The sequence below is a fragment of the Pseudoalteromonas phenolica genome (assembly GCF_005886345.1).
Taxonomy (GTDB): domain Bacteria; phylum Pseudomonadota; class Gammaproteobacteria; order Enterobacterales; family Alteromonadaceae; genus Pseudoalteromonas; species Pseudoalteromonas phenolica_A.
On sequence record NZ_PNEC01000053.1, the window covers coordinates 12,621 to 30,064 of the forward strand.

The window sequence follows — 17,444 nt, forward strand, 5'->3', positions numbered from 1 at the left end:
GCTATATAGTTTAAATACGCTTAAGCCTTGTAAAACACAAGCCCATCACTTAGCAAACTATTAAAATATGAATGCAGAGCAGTTTAAAGCACTAGTAAAAGAAACAAAAATTGGTAAGCGTCTTCCAGATGCAATATATCTTCACAAAACAGCGTTGGTTGAAGCGCCATCTGAAATAGCCAAGTTTATTCCGATTGTTGCCAATGCTTTAAAAGTCGATGCTAATGAGTGGGATATAGTAAAGCTATTCAAAAGTGACTTTAAACTCTCGCTTCTTAGCTACCCAGAGTTCTTTTCAGATCCTTACCCAGCGTTAAAACAAAGTGTTACTGTTGATCTCAGTAAATTAGCTCATAGGGTTACCAACTACGAAAATCACGAAAACCCGCCAATATTACATCGTAAAGAAACTATGCTCTGTGCAAACCATCCAAATTACAACGATTACCAGCAAGTAACAGAGCAGGCTGAGCAACTTAGGTTTTATGAAAATCCAAGGATGATAGGGTTTAAAAACGGCTGGCGTAAAGAAATTAATAAAAAAGGTTACGATTTAGTTGATGGCAACCTAATAAAATTAGAGGAAACCACACATCCACAAGTTAAAGAAAACAAAATTGACCGACACAAAACAGCGCTAGTTAGACATGACCTTTCAGCTCCAATGAAAACACTCGTTAAACACGGCTTTTTAAATGGTGATTATACCGTTTTCGATTACGGATGCGGCCGAGGAGACGATTTAAGAGAGCTAGAGGCACATGGCATAGACGCTTTAGGCTGGGACCCAGTATACAATCCAGAAGCCGATAAGGTTACTTCAAATATAGTAAATGTTGGATTTGTTATTAACGTTATTGAAGACCGGGCAGAACGCATTCATGTTTTGCAAGATGCGTGGTTACTCACAGAATCTGTATTAGTTGTATCAGCTATGCTCGGTAACGAAAGTATTGTTAGTCAATTTCAACCATATAAAGATGGCGTTATTACTAGCCGAAATACGTTTCAGAAATACTTTACTCAATCTGAGCTGAAAGCATTCATTGAAAGTGCATTAGATGAAGCAGCTACCGCTATTGCTCCCGGAATATTTTACATATTTAAAAGCAAGGAACTCGAACAACATTTTTTACAAAACCGCCATAAACGCGCGTATAAATGGCAGCACATTACTGCACCTGATCCCGTTAACGAAAACCAAGCACGTATTCTATTTGCCCAAAATGAAAAACTATTCGAATCATTTTGGATATGCTGTTTAAGCTTAGGGCGCTGCCCGGCCAATGATGAGTTTGAACAATCAGATAAAATAAAAGAAGTGGTTGGCTCAAATAAAAAGGCATTACAGCTTGTCTTGAAATGGTATAACGAAGAAGAGTTAGCGCTTGCAGAGCAAATGCGAAAAGAAGACATATTGCTTTACTTTGCACTCGCCCAATTTGAAAAACGTAAACCATACACACAACAGCCGGAAGATTTAAAACGTGATATAAAAGCGTTTTTTGATAATTATAAAGTTGTACAAAATCAGGCTACAGAACTGTTATATGAAATTGCTAACGTTGAGCTAATAAATCAACTTTGCTTAGACGCAAATAATACATTGCCAGCCAGTAAACTTGATTATGAAAAAGGATTACCTCACGCCCTTACGCTACATAAAGATTTTATCCCGCAGTTGCCACTTGTGCTGCGTGTATACATTGGGGCGGCACTGCAAATGTTTGGCTACCTTGATGATATTCAACTGGTTAAAATACACATCAAATCAGGAAAAGTAACATTACTCGGCTTTGAAGGCTTTGACACAACCCCACTGCCACAACTTAAAGAACGCGTAAAAATAAAAATGGCAGAGCAAGACGTCGATTTTTTCGATTACATCATTGAAGAAAAACGCACTCTACTTCTCGATAAAATTAAGTACATTGATGAAACATTTGATGATTACAAAAAACAAAAGGCGTTTAATAAACGCCTTTTGAAAGAGTTAGAATTAACAGAAATGAAACAGTTAAATAAAATTCAAATTGAAAGTTTACTTAACCCGAAAGCACTATCGCTTAAAGGTTATCGGTTCTATCATTCCAATAAGAAATGACAAACTCAACTAGTTCATCAAAAACATGAGGTTCGGTAAATCCAACTTGAATTGAGTGAGTTTCTCCCTCAGACTTAACAATTCCATGTCCATAACCTAATAGGTTCTCGGCTCCTGATTCCCCAAGAATAATTTCTGAGTTTTGATCTCTGTCCACCTTCAGTGCGATTTTCGTATCTAAATTTGCTCTAAGTAATGGGAATACGACATCTGCACTAGGACGTTGAGTTGCCAATACTAAGTGAATACCCGCAGCGCGTCCTTTGGAAGACAGCCGGACAATTATATCTTTGGCTTCCGCTTTGAAGTCATTGTCTAAAATCCAATCTGCAAGCTCATCAAAGAAAACAACTTCTCTCGACATTTTTTCATTTGGGTACTTTCTATTATGTGCCTCAAAATCTTTAACTCCCAATGTCATTAGGTGCCTGTACCTTTCGTTCATTAGATTTTCTAGTTCTTGTAAACGAACTACAGCTTCTTCCTTATCTAACACTACAGGATGAGCCAAATGGGGCGCTCTGGTATACGCTGAAAATTCTACTTGTTTGGGATCAAAGAGTCGTAATTTTAAATTTTCAGGGGAATTGGTCATTAGTAAATCAATGATCATATTATTCATTAAAATAGATTTACCAGACTTAGTTTGTCCTCCGATCAATGCATGAGGGCTAGCACCATCGAGTTTGAAGAAAATGCTATCGTCACTAAATTCATTTTGCCCTAATAAAACTTTATTATTGAAATTGCTTAAGATCGTGTTGCTTCTACTTGCCAGCGTTCTGTTCAGTAGGTCTCCAAAGTAGACGGTTTCACGTTTATCTCTATCAAAAACCAGTACCATTACACCAGGGTCAGGATAAACTTGCCTCAATTTAAGACCGACAACAGATAAGAAATTAGCTTTCAATTTAAGAATTTTTGTTGGGTTAAGGTTTACGTCACCATGAAGCTTTATAACGATAGAGTTAGGTGTTACTAGTCTGTCTGAAAAATTTGATGGTAAATTCGCATGACCGAATATCTTTCGAATATTAGCTTCAACGATCTTCATATCAATTGGCAAACTATCAGAATTCACCGAATTACTTTGTAAAAGATCAATTCCAGATCTCATCAAGTTCATTGCACTTTTAACCGAGGAACCTTCGTTTTTATCTAGTTTAAGATTAGATTCAGCCAATTCACCAAGGTCAACAGGAATTGGTTCATCGTCTACAAATATTTCATCCGTGTTTAAAGGTTCTGATGTGGTCTCATCAAATGTGTTGATAATTTCTACACTTGACTCAGGTAATAGTGAAGACTCTTCCTCACTAGATTCATGCTTTGATTGCGTTGAAGTGTTGGTTATGTCAGCTCCCTGATGACTTTGATTACCATGATTTTGATTCAGTTTCTTATAACTAAAGTCATGTTCTCTAAATAAATTCAAATCTTCTTCAGGTGCTAATAGAGACTCAAAAACTTTACAAGTATCATTTGAACTTAACTGTAATTGGTATAAGTAATTACATTCATAAACTGAGTTAGCATTTGTTTGAGCTTGTTCATTGTTGTAGTGAAAGACAACAGATAAACCACGAACATTAATATTGACCATTTTTTTATCAAGGGAAATTAAACTTTCAAAATCAAATTCACCTGGAGAGAATTTAAAGTGGCCTACTATGAATTCGTAAAACTTATTAAGCCAATATTCAAAATCTAGATCGTTGTAGGAGTTAAGCATCGAAGATATCAAATCAACAGTTGATTTAACTTGTTTACAAGATTTCGTTAACTGATCTTTCGAGCCGTTAGTCAATTTTGACTCACTAACTATAAGGTTTATTGATACTTCGCTGTTATCGCCTTTGGATATATAAATACCTAATAAATCGGAAATATAATTTACAGTTCTACCTATCGATTTAAATGTGTCGTCTTCTATTGAAGATTTAAACCAACTTAAATAATCGTCAAGGTGAACCCAGAATATTGGAGAAACTTTACTTTCATTCTTAAATAAATTCTCTAAAAGTGTTGCAGCTCCGGCTGTTCCGACTAAATCATGAGAAAAATTTCCATTTCCAACTGACCGAAGCAATGTGTCGCTGCTAAATGAGTTTGATCGTGTAAAGATTTCTTCTACTAAGTTATTAACTTTATCGGTATGAATTAAATGCCAAGAACGAATATCAGAAGTTAAATTCTTGGTAATATAGTGTGTTTCTTTATCCGTTATAATTGCTAAAGATCGCTTGCTTCCTTCACCTTGGATGTAGCGTAGAACTCGCTTATTATTATAATTATCTTCGTTTTCACTGCACGCAACTAGAGTCTCTTTACTCAATAAAAAGTCGTAAATAACTAGCCAGTTACATTTGCTTAATCCGTTTGTTATTTCATCTTTTAAGCCATGCTGACTAACCTCTCTACAAAAGGAGGTGTTTTCAGGCAAATTATTAACTTTCATGAAAGTAGAATGGAATACTCTGCCAACTTTATCATGAATATGGTTGTTCATTGAAAATTGAGTCTTTCTTGCAATTGGATCTGATGGCACCTTCCTTGATGAAGTGTATTCCCAATTTATACCTTCGAATTCTCGCTCAACAAAATTTGGAGACACCGATGCAATTTGATTGTGTGCAAACAACGGATCGAAGTTATAAATTAAATCAATTTCTCCGTCTTCCACCTCTCTAATATTGCTTATAATTCTTATGTTTATATTTGAATCTACTTTACTTGATTGAAAGCTCTCACATATCGACTGATAAACTGAATCTAGAGAAACTCTACTATCACAACTAAACGCTAATGAAATAGAAAGGTGCTCTTCATGATTCTCAGAAAGTTTTTGCAATTCGTCATAGACAGCTAAGATTTGTTCGTATGAAGAAAGTCCTAAACAAAGTATTTGCAGGTGATGCCTTTCATTTGGATAAGTTTCAAGAAACTTTGTTGATGTTGCATTAATAACAGAGCGAATTTCTGCTTCAGTAATTGCGTTTTTCGATGTGTTCAGCTTGCCGAATTCAAAATAACCTGAATGCGATTTAGTAGAAACTAAATCAACAAATTCGTTGTCTTTTAACTTTTTCAGAAACACACTTTTTCCATGATTATCTAGCAACTCTCTAAATAACTTAGCAAGGACACCTTCACTTTTATTAGCTATACCTAATCGATCTTCTCTATATTGAGTTGCTAAATTTAGTAGCATTTTATTTCTATTCGATTGAATGAGAAGGCTGTAAGGAGACCAAGGAAGGTAAATGCAATAATCTGAATTTTCTTTAACACTCAACGTGTGCGCTGATAAAAGTTCATAAACAAGTTTGTTTGACCACTCTCTATTTATCTTCAACGAATAAATAGCATTGATTAGTTGCTCAATATTTTTTAATAAGCTATCAACCTCTCCACACAATGGTTTTCCTTTAAGCTGTTCTAGAGACTCACGCCATGTGTTTTCAAACTCCTGATAAAATGCATTAATAACGTCTAATTCAGAATCCTTAAGATGATTATGATCATGTAACTGCTCTAATAGCTTAAAAAAATCTTTTGACTCATGGTTTCCTTTTTTAACTACTGCGCCTTTCTTCATGTTGGAGCTTGTAGCTAAGAACATATGAATATTTTTTATTGATGGCGTATTTTCAGCTCTTTTTATAAATAGAGGGTCTAAGGATAGTGAATGACTATGGAAAAATCCTTTCCGGCTCAATACCTTGGTAAAATCAGGATATTTAGAAGACTCGAAGCCATGAGGATTAAATATCCATTTTAACTCCCAACTACTAATGGGAGTTTCAACATTAGTTTCCTTATCTAGTGCCTTTCTAACAATCCTAAAAGACAGCTCATTTGCGGACTTGCTATCGCTGAACTTCTTCTTTTTAACTGTATCAGCAAAGTCACTATTAAAACTCGTACCAAAATCTAGTTTAAAATTTGCTCCGAATTTTGACCAGAACTCTTCTAAATCTTTATATTCGTTGTTGAAGTATTCTAGGGCGTACCAATTTTTTCTTTCTAATGATCTCCTACCTCTTTCTTTGGCTAACTCCAAATAAACGATGTCATCGCCAATATTATTAAGTAATAGAGATTTTGAAAGAACTTCTAATATCCCAGTAATTAAATTGTTACATTCTGTTGTTTTAGAGTCGGTAACTTCTTTTATCCACGCCTTATCTAATTTAGTGTTCTCTGAGATTATCTTTGAATATTGGAAATAAAACTTTCTTAATTCATTAATATCGGGCTTCTCATTAGTTCTATCAGCGGCTTCGAGCAACTCTATTTCATCATCTTTAAGCTCTATATCAGAGTCATTAAAGTAAATAATAGTTTCCTGCCCCAAAAGGAATTTTGGCTTTGTATTTTTGGCCTGCAATACTGAACCATAAGGATACGATGAGTCGAAATTAAGTTGCAGATCTGCTCTATGCATTTCCGCAACACTAGTATTTTCCATATAGTGAGCTTCAAAATAACTTTGCACTATTGAGCAAAACTCGTCGTAGTCACCGCCAGACTCTTTGATTAGATCAAGATTATGCTTAATATCATTTAACTCAACTTCCTTGTCTTTGTTATATGCTCTCCAGAAATCAATGTCCTTGAAAAGCGTTTTTGTCACTGTAGACCTGAAAACTCGTCTGTATGAACTGCCCGATTTTTGTAAAAGATCGAATTCATCTAATCGGTTTATGCCGCCAAGCTTTACACAACTTTTACCAAGAGCAACGTAGAATAATCCGCTTCTTATTGTTTCTGCTATAACTTCATCAATAAAAGCATTGATCTTGTTAACTTCTATAAATGGTCTATTGCTCCAAGTTGAGTTTGTTAATTCGAAAATGAATTTTGCGAGTTGTTCTACATGCTCCTCTAAAAAGTGGTGGTGATTTTCCTGCTGAATTTTAGCTATTTCAATCCATTTGACGATTTCATTTGCTTCAAAAACAGTGCTTTGGTCTATGCTTCTAACCTGATCAAATGTAGGCTTAACTTCAGCAATAATGAATAAACAAAAGAAATTACCATCTCTATTTCTTTCATGAGCTAAGTCGGCGAAAGTATTTTTATCAATTGTTAGAGATTTATATTTTTCATGGTTTTCTACAGCAATGATAAAACCGAACTCTGAACCAACTTGTGAAAAAGGAAACTCATTATTCTCCTTTAGTTTTTCTAATATTTCGCTTAATAACTCTGGGTCAAACTCTTTTAACGCAAACCTTCCAGGAATACTTTTTCCATGACTTGATTCAAACCAATCGTCATATTCTTGTTTAATAATCGAATAAAAATACTCTGCCAATGATCTCATACCGAATCCTCCTTGTATGGGTTAATTACATAGCTGCAAGCGTCAGATAGATGCCTGAGCATTCCCATTTGGTATAACAAGCTTGCGAGGTTCTTTGAGTTTCTATTTAAATCTCGTTGTATAACCTCTTGATAGTTATCAGGTGTTACATCAACAAATATTGAATATCGTTCCTTTAAATCATTCTTAAAGTTCGAATATTCCATCCTTTTCTCGTTTCCAAGTATGGTCAAAACTAGTGAATGTAAAAAGTCTTCGGTCAATACGTATCTGTAACTTCTTGTGTTTTTTTTCGAAAGAAAACCAATTTCCCTGAAGCAAACATTGGGGTAATTTGAAATGTGAGTGGCGAGATAAGATTCTGCATTTTCAATTTGCTTTGAGATTTTTCTTTCTTTGTCGCTGTTGTCTTCAAGTTCAGTTTCAGCTTCAATAACATCTTCATATAGACTTACGATGTCACCAACTCTCGTAGCTAAACTTCTTTTAAGTTTATTCCGTTGGGTTGAGATACTTTGAATCGAGGTTTTTCTAATACTGTTTGTTACCTTAGAAAGTATTTCAACGAGGTAGTTAGGTCTCTTCAACTCGGTTGGATTTGAAGTGTTATGGTAAGACTCACCTATTGATAAAATGTAATTTCCTATGTGATAGCCTATTATGTCTATCATCACTTTAACTTTATCAAGCCTTTCTAGTTCCAAAGACAAAATATTTGATAGATCTTGGGCAAATTCGCTAAAAATAGGGAGTTGGTGATATGGCAGATAGCCGAGATCTTTTCTAACCTCTTCTCTTAACTTTAAATCCTTTCTCACTTCTGGCCTAACCAATAAGTTAGCCAATTTTGCAAAAGAGTTATTTTGTGGAGAAAGCCAACTTTCAAATTTTTCTTCTAACTCTTCTCTAACACGATGGTCAGCCCTGCAAAGCATCAAATAAACTATTTCACCACCTCTACAGAAAAACCTTCTGTCTTCAGATTGTCTTTTATTATCAAAATCACACCAAATATACTCTGATGAAATAGGATATATAAACTTCGAAGTCCATCGTTTTTTAGATAAGGGGTCAAACGTTAAGGAGCTTAGGATATTCACAGCATTGTAAAAACTCTCAAATGTAGAGAAGTTATTCCTAATATGTTCAATATCGTCATCTTTAAATTGAAATAAATCACCTTCCAGTGCTTTTAAGTGATCAAATTGACGCTCCCACTTCTCCTCATCTGTTAATTTGGAATTAATAAGTGTTTCCAAAATTTCATTTTGATATATGAGAATTCGTAATTTAAAAAACTGTCGATGTTTAAAATACAGCTTATCGTTTTCAGGATTGAATATTGAATTTATTAGACCGACGTTTTTAGCTTGTAGTTGGCTTTCAATGACACACATTAATTCAAATAACAATATACTGGGAGTTTGGTCAGTTCTAAATCTGTGCCCCCATATATTTTCAATTATTGGGATGTTTTTAATTCCATATTGTTTATTAAGTTCTGAAGAGTATGTGTGTAAGCTATCCATGATTCACCTGTAGGGCAGAAGTTTTGAATTCTCCGCCTTTAATTGTATAAGTGTCTATTCGTTGATTTGATAATCCATTGCTAAAATTTACCTGAGAAGCAAGCTTGGAACGAAAAATTAGTAATTTTTTATATAATCTAGGATTTGTTGTGTTAGGTGGTGAACCTTTAGAAACCCGATATAGAAAATCGAATAGTTCTACGGTCAAAGCTAATTTCAATGATTTGTCTCTACTGATGTAAAATTCAACGACAGGTTCAATTCTCGACCCTGTAACGTCAAAGTCACCTTTTATTTTTGTTACGTATACTTCTCTATCTCTAAGTTCTTCGCCATGAAAAATAGAAATAGGCGTAATCGAGCCTTGATCTTTTTCAGGAATATATAACCTGTCACTTCCTGAATTTTCTGAAATAAACCTACCATGAAATACTCGATTTAGAGCCAAAATGATGGTAGAAACAAGCTCAAAATCGTTGCATGAATCATTGCTTTGTAGCGATTCATATACCTTATTCTTATAAAAAGAAAAGCTAGAATATTTTTGGAGATCATATGAGCGTTGATCTCCCTCTTGGTAGCAGTAGAGTTGAATTCTTGATCGTTTCACTACTGCGCCCCATAGATCTGGATTGAGGTCAACTTCACTAGATTTCTTTGACGTGATGAGACTATTGAAGCTATCTAATGGAATTTCTACTGACCGCAGTGCCTTATTTTTTAATAAGTTATCCCAATAATTAGTGGACAGCTCGCCGAAGTTTAATTTATTAATCTCTGAGTAAGGTCTTGCATTATTCATTCGGTGAGGGCCTAAATTCATTCCCCAAAATCCGACTTCTATTGACGATTCGGTGTAAATTAATGACAAGTCGTCTATTTTTTTTACTCTACTACATGAGAAAGTTTGGTAAGAAGTATCTCTATTACTTAACTTTAAAGGCTTGGCTTTGGGTGTAGAAGCTAAAATAGTATTTGTTGCTAAATTCAATAATTCTCTAATTGTGAAATGTTCATTATTGAGTTGAAGCAATAGTATGATGTTACTTAAATTTTCCCTTATATTTTCATTATTCTTCAATAGATCATATTTTTGGTAAATGGGGCACTGTCCGTTGATTTTTCCTTCACAGCCTTCACAGTCATCCCAACCTACATGATTTAAGATTTCGTTTAAAATGAGTGAAAAATTTTCTTTTGCGTTTAACTTCGATAAATTTACTAATTTAATTAATTCTTGTTGCTCGCATAAACTAAAACCTAAATTAATTTTGTCTTCAATAATGTCCTTTAATTGAGTAGCTTTAATAACTAATTCAGTATCACTCGATAATGATATGAAGTTACTTAACTCCTCAACTAATATTCCATCATTCACAGCAATTAAGATTGGCTTTTCTGCACGACCTTGTGTAAGCACAGTTGTTAGTTCATTAATTACTATATTGGTTTCTTTCGATGAAAGTTCAGAAAAATCTTTGACGATTGTTCGGTCTGCGGAGCAAAAAAAACTGCTTGCGTTCCAGTTTTCCTCATCAAATGCAGAGCCATCAATCTGTTTGACTATATCCCTACACAGCTTTGTCTTACCATCACCCGCAGTACCTGTAAGGATAATTACTCCGTGAGTTTCTTTGGAATCAAATTCATGAGCTATCTGTTGTTGCCATTCAAACTTAATATTTAAAGGCTCTTCAATTCCTAAGTTTTGTGCAACCTTCCTTACATATTCATCCTGAATTTGATTTTTTCCTTGGCAATACCCTTCAAGGTACTTTATCCATTTATTAACTTTCCAAGCCATTTTATTTCCTACAAAACTAAATTAAGATTTTAGGGTTGCTATTTAAGAGTTAAATTATGTATTTAATCTTAGTTTTATATAAAGTTATAATACTATTATCAGTAACACAGTGTATTGCTATGTGACTGATACTTCAGATAATTACACAATTGCATACAAAAAAAAAGTGAATTAGACTAATTACTGTATAAATATACAAAAAGCACTTTCTCTTAGGTTTAATTCCATATAACATTGCCTCGTTGGACAAATTCTCCAGGAGTAGTTTTAAGCATGAAAGCTAAGTTTACAGGGCATGATACCTTTCCCCTGCGCTATGGATGGTTATTCAAAGCCGTTAATCATTTGAATTTAAAAGGTAAGTTTACTAGCACTGACGAAGAAAGCATACGTGAATCAATCGTACGTTTAGGTGTTGGTAAAAACATGGTCAAAGCAATTCAGTATTGGGCAGAATCAAGCTGTGTAATTAATGCTTCACGCGAGCAAAACTCTTACGTCCATCATATTACCCCGCAAGGTAAACGCTTATTTGGTGACGGTATCAGCCCTGGGGCTGACCCCTACCTTGAAAAGGTTGGATCAATTTGGCTTTTACATTTTTGGCTTAACTTTAATGATAAGCACCTAACCGCATATCGTTACTTTTTTAATTACGCGAATGTTCAGCATTTCGAGAAGTCAAAGTTTGTAGATGACTGCTATAGCTCTGCGACTCAACTGGTTCAATCTGAAGTAGGTAACATTTCTACAATTAAAAAAGACATTGACTGTTTTCTAAATACTTATTGTAAAAAAGCAAAATTAGCTAAATCAAAGTCAAGTCAAAAGGTCGACGAGGACCATTTTACAAGCCCATTATCAGAACTCAATTTATTACAAGACAATGGCGCTGGGTTTTACGTAAGCGCACTTGCGGAGCGACCGGAGCTACCTATTGAAATATTTGCTTATGCACTGCTTGAGTTTTATAAGCTAGAAACTGAAGATTCTAATGTCACTACAATTGACTTTGATTCTCTGTTAACTAAGCCCTGCTCACCTGGTCGTATATTCCGCCTTTCAGAGTCAGGATTAGGTCAAAAACTTGATGAATTACAACGCTTTAGCAAAGGAGAGATATCTTGGGTCGATTCTCTAGGCTTACGTCAAGTTAATATTAACCAATCACCTGAAAACCAATCTGACAAATACTTAGATATCTATTATGGCCAATAAAATGTCTGACTTATTAATTAATATTAACCAACGTTATAAAAGCTCAACACGTATTGATGTTGATACGTCAGATTTAACACCCTTTATAGATGATTTTATCGTTCATGGTACTGCAGTTAACGTAATTGACACTATTAGCCGTGAATTTCGAAGCAGTACCCAGCGTGCCTATACAATTACAGGCCCTTACGGTTCCGGTAAATCAACCATTGCGCTCTTTCTAAGTTGTTTGTTGAGTCAACATACAAATGAAAGAGAATACGCTCAGGCTAAATTAGGTAATTCGCAGACAATTATTACAGACTTTAATGCACGTTTTAATATCAAAAATGGTTGGCAAACCATTAAACATGTGTGTGGTTTAGAAGCTCCCAGTAACAGTATTTTAGTGAGCTTATTGAAAGCTTATGACGTTGATTTTGATGAAGAAGTCATTAGCTCATATGATGATGAAGCTTGTTTAAAAGAAATTAAGAAGCTAATTGCGACACCTAAAGCTGATACAGATGGCGTTATTATTTTACTCGATGAAATGGGTAAAGCACTCGACTATCAATCAAGGTCGAACAAAGATCTACACCTATTCCAGTCATTAGCTGATATTGTACAAAACTCTAAAAATCCAGTCGTGATCATTGGTTTTTTACATCAAGCATTTTCTGATTACGCAAAAAATAAAGACAGTAAAACACAGCAAGAATGGGCAAAAGTACAAGGCCGTTACCGCGATCTGAGTTTTAATCCATCCATTGATGAATCTCTTATTCTTGTTGGTGATTCAATTTCTAAAAATGCAAAAGTTTCAAGTGCATTGACAGATCAACACAAGCATCTTATCGAAGTAGTCAGCGAGTCTTTTGTTAGTCAAGCAAGAAATTCAAAAGCTCTTTTGAATACACTTCCGCTTGATCCTGTCGTTAGCTTGTTGCTAGGTCCTGTTTCTCGAAGACGTTTTTCTCAGAATGAACGAAGCTTGTTCGGCTTTTTAGCTTCTCATGAGAGGCTTGCATTTCGTGAATTTTTAGAATCAAATTATAACCAATTAAATGAGACACTTGCACTGTATCAACCTGAAGCATATTGGGATTACTTGCATCATAATTTACATCATTTAATTGTTACATCCCATGATAGTAAGGCCTGGCTAGAAGGTTGTGATGCCATTCATAGGGCTAGCCAAAAAGGGGATGAACTTCACGTTTCTATCACTAAAATAATTGCATTATTGACAATTTTTGGCTTCCATCATCATTTACATGCTAAGCGTGCTTTTATCTCGAATTACTTTGTAACTCGTGGCTATTCAAAACAAGCTGTAGATGATGCAATTAGCGACCTAGAAAATTGGACTGTAATTATTTACCGTCAAAAGCATGATGCTTTATTCGTTTTTCAAGGTAGTGATATTGATATCAATACACTAATCAATGAACGTATTGAAGCTATTAGCGAGGGAGTTGATTGGACACAAGTCTGTGATTTACCCCAAAATACATTAGCAACGGCGCATTATCATGAAACAGGTACTATGCGTTGGGCATCTACTAAACTTGTTAATAAAGTTGATAAGAACTTAATTGCTGCCCTTTCAAACACACCTATTACAGGTGAAACATTTTTACACTTTGTATTGCCCACAAATATAAGTGTTGCTAAAGAGTTAAAAGCAGCTCTAACTGAGGATTCTTATATCGCTGTTGGAAGTGTAGATAGTTTCGATTCATTAAAGCTTGAAGCAATTGAATTAATTGCACTTAACCTAATCGCTAAAGAGGAAAGTAAAATAAGTCATGACCTCATCGCAAAAAATGAGTTAGAAACAAGAATAACCCAAGCTAAATATAAAGTTGCCGAAGAGTTACATCGTTTATTTAAAGATGCGAGTTGGAAATACAAAGGCGCAAAGCTGGCTAGTGCTTCGTTAACAGTTTTAGCATCTCAGATTGCTAATATGATTTTTGCTAAAGCGCCTAGTGTTATTAATGAATTGGTAAATCGATCAAAACCTTCTGGTAGTGCAAACAGCGCCATAAGAAAGCTAATGAACGCCATGTTTGAATATGGTGATGAGAAAGACCTTGGATTTGATGAAAATAGCTTTCCTCCAGAAAAAGGGCTTTATTTGTCATGCTTAAAAAGTAAAGGATGGCATTTAGAAACAAGTGAAGGTTATCTTTTCCCAAGTAATTGGGATAAGCAAGCAATACAAAATAACCCTAATATGCATACGCTTTGGCAAGATGGTGTGACATTTATTAAGGAATATTCAAAAAACCAGCATGTCACTCTCGCCGCACTCTATGATATGTGGATGAAGCCTCCTTACGGTTTAACTTCAGGCTTATGTTGTATTTATGGCCTTGCACTACTGAAATCGTTAGAAGGCCAAGTAGCTTTTTATGATTTTGATTCAACTAAGCAATTCGTTTTTATACCTGAGTTAGATGAAGAACTTGTAAACAAAATATACAAGTACCCGCATGAGGCTGCTGTAAGGTATTTTGAAATATCTGAAATCCAAACTCACTTATTAGATAACTTAGCAAAAGCAACTCTAGGCGAAACACAACCAAATGGTACAATACTAAATATTGCTAAACATATTGTTGGTATAGTTCATAAATTACCTTCATGGGTTAAAAAAACAAGTGGTGACAATTTTGGGGAAGAGCATCAACAAGGTTTATCTAAGGAAGCTCGAAATTTTAGAAATAAAGTAATCGGCGCAAACGATCCCTTTAAGTTAATTTTAGATGATTTACCTACTGTTTTTGGTTTTAGTAAAGACGATCCTACTGTAGAAAAACAATTAGCAACTAGCTTAAAACGCGCAATTGAAGAGCTTACTGCACAACACGACATTTTATTTAATGGTTTCAAACAAGTTATTACTTCAATGCTTGGTGAAGATTTTAATGACCAACTAAAAGAGCGCTGTATTTTTGTCGACAAAGTTGCAAAACGTCCAAATGTAAAAGAGTTTGCAAAGCGAATTGCTGCCTATATTGAAAATAAAGATAAACCAATAGCTAAGACTAAATTCGAGTTTATTATCAATCTAACTACAGGTACTCCAGAGCGCAATTGGACTGATAAGCACTTACGTAATGGATTTGATGAACTACAAAATTTATGCATTCAATTTAGACGAATAGAATCTTTTGGCAACATCCAAAATAAAGGTACATCGAAGCCATTAGCCTTAATGACATTGGATGAAAACGGAAAACACAGAGAATTTGGTAGCTTCATAAGACATGACTTAACTGATGATTCTCAAGTGCTTAAAGCAGTAAGTAATATTCAGTCTAACTTGTCTGATATTCCAAAAGAAAAACAGCTTGCAGCTTTGACTAAGCTACTTGCAGACTTAATGGATGTTGTTACTGAGGAGTCTGTTAATGACTGAAAAAGTTAAATATGTTCTTGGTCTTTCAGGTGGTAAGGACAGTAGCGCACTTGCTCTGTTTGTTAAGGAAATTTACCCAGAACTAGAAGTTGAGTATTTTTTTACTGATACAGGATATGAACTACCTGAAACAAATGATTTTATAGATAAATTAGAAGAGAAATTAGGCTATATTCACCGCCTAAACGCGCGTTCACTCAATAATATTGAAGGACGTGGTGAAAAAGACTTTGCACATTTGCTAAAAGAACATGGTAACTATTTACCATCACAACGTGATCGCTGGTGTACGGTCCAAATGAAGTTAAAACCTTTTGAGCAATGGCTAGACAGCTTCATCAAAGACGGATATAAAATTAAAAACTTTGTTGGTATTCGCGCTGATGAACCTGAACGTACTGGATACATGACAATAGAAAAGCCTATTGAATCTGTTTTTCCGTTTCGTGAACATGGCATTGTGCGCAGTGACATTGAAAATATATTGCAGCGAAATGGTTTAGAGCTGCCTGAATATTACAAATGGCGTTCTCGCTCAGGTTGTACCTTCTGCTTTTACCAACGTAAAATCGAGTGGGTGAAATTGATGCAGAAGCACCCCGATTTATTTGAAGAAGCCAAAGCTTTTGAAAAAGGTGATGATACAAATACAACCGTTGGAGAACGTTTTTACTGGATGGGCCAAGGTACGCCTCTAGAGACTTTAGAAGATCCAGAAGTTCAAAAGCGAATAATTGAAAATCATGAAAAAAAAGTCGCACGCTTTCAAAAGAAAAAACGCAGAAATGCACTATTAGGTGATATCGAAGGGTATTGTGAATTCGGTGAATTAGACAATATTTACGATGAAGCCGAAGGTGGTGGGGCTTGTGTAACTTGTTATAAATAAAAAAAGCGACTTATGTCGCTTTTTTTATAGCGTTAACTACAAACGAAATTTGTTCATGGCTAATATCTAGAGGAAAACTGATCCTAAAAGTCTTTTCGGCTTCTTCTCTCGAAAAGCCCAACGCTGTTAAGACGTGCGATGCTTGAATTTCCTTAGAGCTGCATGCTGAGCCCTGAGCAAAAGCAATCTTTTCATCATTTTCTCTGATTAACTTAGTGACTTTTACATCATGAAAAGTAAAAGAGCAACAGTGGCTTAGTTTTTCTCCATGACCATTCTCAGAATAAGTGATGCCCGTAGCTTGTAAAGATTCTTTAAAGAATTCTAATGCCTTTGTTTTGCTAAACTCTTTATATCTTAAAGGAAATAACTCTATTGCCGTTCCGAATGCTGCAATTAATGGTGAAGCAACTGTTCCACCACGTACTCCTTGCTCTTGCCCTGCGCCATGAATAACAGGTTCAATTTCTCGTTCTCTTAAGTCCCTAATATACAAAGCACCAATGCCTTTAGGGCCAGCAATTTTATGTGCCGAAAAAGACATAAAATCGACATTAAAATTATCTACATCAATCTCTGTTTTGCATAGACTTTGTGCTGCATCACAATGAAATAAAACGTCATTTTCAAAGCAAACTTGCCCTATTTCTTTAATAGGGTTTAAAGTGCCTAATTCATTATTAGCATGCATTATAGAAACAAGCGCTGTATCAACTCTCAAAGCACCTTTAACAGATTCAGCCGTAATTAAACCATTTTTATTAGGCATTAAGTATGTCACTTCAAAACCTAAACTTTCCATGTAATTACAAATAGCTAAATTACATTTGTGCTCTATCGCAGAAGTAACTATATGCTTTTTAGATTTTAATTTGGGGTCTTTTGATAATAAAGCACCTTTAATAGCAAGGTTATTAGATTCTGTTGCCCCACTTGTAAATACTATTTCACTAGGGAAAGCACCAATTTCGTCAGCCAACATTTCGCGGACTCGATTAATGCTTTTATTAACTTCTTCGCCTAAGTAGTGGCTTGCAGCGGAATTTGCATAATGATTTTCAAATTCTTTAATGAGAGTTTCTTTGACTTCAGGTAGTAATGGATAAGAGGCTGCAGTATCAAGATAAATCATAGTTATTCCCTTTTTTAGAAAGGATTAACT

Annotated in this window: 8 protein-coding genes; 4 read left to right on the forward strand and 4 right to left on the reverse strand. The window is 35.0% G+C overall.

The genetic code is table 11. The features are described from left to right. Positions 1 to 67: 67 nt before the first annotated feature. Positions 68 to 2,104: a DNA phosphorothioation-associated putative methyltransferase gene (locus CWB72_RS16570; RefSeq protein WP_138633666.1), complete on the forward strand. Its 2,037-nt coding sequence runs from the start codon at positions 68 to 70 to the stop codon at positions 2,102 to 2,104. Here CWB72_RS16570 and CWB72_RS16575 read toward each other — a convergent pair. The 3 genes from CWB72_RS16575 to CWB72_RS16585 are packed head-to-tail and all read right to left on the reverse strand — an operon-like array spanning position 2,067 to position 10,766. Beyond that, the gene (locus CWB72_RS16575; RefSeq protein WP_138633669.1) at positions 2,067 to 7,433 is read right to left on the reverse strand and encodes an FtsK/SpoIIIE domain-containing protein; all 5,367 of its coding nucleotides are present in this window, start codon (positions 7,431 to 7,433) and stop codon (positions 2,067 to 2,069) included. The two genes, CWB72_RS16570 and CWB72_RS16575, sit on opposite strands and share 38 nt — an antisense overlap. Further along, entirely contained in the window at positions 7,430 to 8,962 is a 1,533-nt protein-coding gene (locus CWB72_RS16580) for a hypothetical protein (RefSeq protein ID WP_138633672.1), read from the reverse strand. Before CWB72_RS16580 ends, CWB72_RS16575 begins: the two co-directional genes overlap by 4 nt. Continuing rightward, entirely contained in the window at positions 8,955 to 10,766 is a 1,812-nt protein-coding gene (locus CWB72_RS16585) for a hypothetical protein (RefSeq protein WP_138633675.1), read from the reverse strand. The genes CWB72_RS16580 and CWB72_RS16585 overlap by 8 nt, the downstream gene beginning before the upstream one ends. A 273-nt stretch (positions 10,767 to 11,039) precedes the next feature. On the opposite strand from CWB72_RS16585, the gene CWB72_RS16590 reads away from it, so the two are divergent. From CWB72_RS16590 to CWB72_RS16600, 3 genes are read left to right on the forward strand one after another with little or no spacing between them, the layout of a single operon-like run. Continuing rightward, complete coding sequence (locus CWB72_RS16590) at positions 11,040 to 11,984, forward strand: DUF4007 family protein (RefSeq protein WP_138633678.1); 945 nt, start codon at positions 11,040 to 11,042, stop codon at positions 11,982 to 11,984. A gap of 1 nt (position 11,985) precedes the next feature. Then, a complete protein-coding gene (locus CWB72_RS16595) occupies positions 11,986 to 15,393 on the forward strand; it encodes a hypothetical protein (RefSeq protein ID WP_138633681.1) in 3,408 nt (1,135 codons plus the stop codon). Then, a complete protein-coding gene (locus tag CWB72_RS16600; RefSeq protein ID WP_138633684.1) occupies positions 15,386 to 16,282 on the forward strand; it encodes a phosphoadenosine phosphosulfate reductase family protein in 897 nt (298 codons plus the stop codon). Before CWB72_RS16595 ends, CWB72_RS16600 begins: the two co-directional genes overlap by 8 nt. A 10-nt stretch (positions 16,283 to 16,292) precedes the next feature. On the opposite strand, the gene CWB72_RS16605 is transcribed toward CWB72_RS16600, so the two are convergent. Beyond that, a complete protein-coding gene (locus CWB72_RS16605) occupies positions 16,293 to 17,414 on the reverse strand; it encodes a cysteine desulfurase family protein (RefSeq protein ID WP_138633687.1) in 1,122 nt (373 codons plus the stop codon). Positions 17,415 to 17,444: the final 30 nt, after the last annotated feature.

Coding starts and splice junctions, on each gene's coding strand:
- CWB72_RS16570 (WP_138633666.1), top strand. CDS start 68: ATGAATGCAGAGCAGTTTAAAGCACTAGTAAAAGAAACAAAAATTGGT.
- CWB72_RS16575 (WP_138633669.1), bottom strand. CDS start 7,433: ATGAGATCATTGGCAGAGTATTTTTATTCGATTATTAAACAAGAATAT.
- CWB72_RS16580 (WP_138633672.1), bottom strand. CDS start 8,962: ATGGATAGCTTACACACATACTCTTCAGAACTTAATAAACAATATGGA.
- CWB72_RS16585 (WP_138633675.1), bottom strand. CDS start 10,766: ATGGCTTGGAAAGTTAATAAATGGATAAAGTACCTTGAAGGGTATTGC.
- CWB72_RS16590 (WP_138633678.1), top strand. CDS start 11,040: ATGAAAGCTAAGTTTACAGGGCATGATACCTTTCCCCTGCGCTATGGA.
- CWB72_RS16595 (WP_138633681.1), top strand. CDS start 11,986: ATGTCTGACTTATTAATTAATATTAACCAACGTTATAAAAGCTCAACA.
- CWB72_RS16600 (WP_138633684.1), top strand. CDS start 15,386: ATGACTGAAAAAGTTAAATATGTTCTTGGTCTTTCAGGTGGTAAGGAC.
- CWB72_RS16605 (WP_138633687.1), bottom strand. CDS start 17,414: ATGATTTATCTTGATACTGCAGCCTCTTATCCATTACTACCTGAAGTC.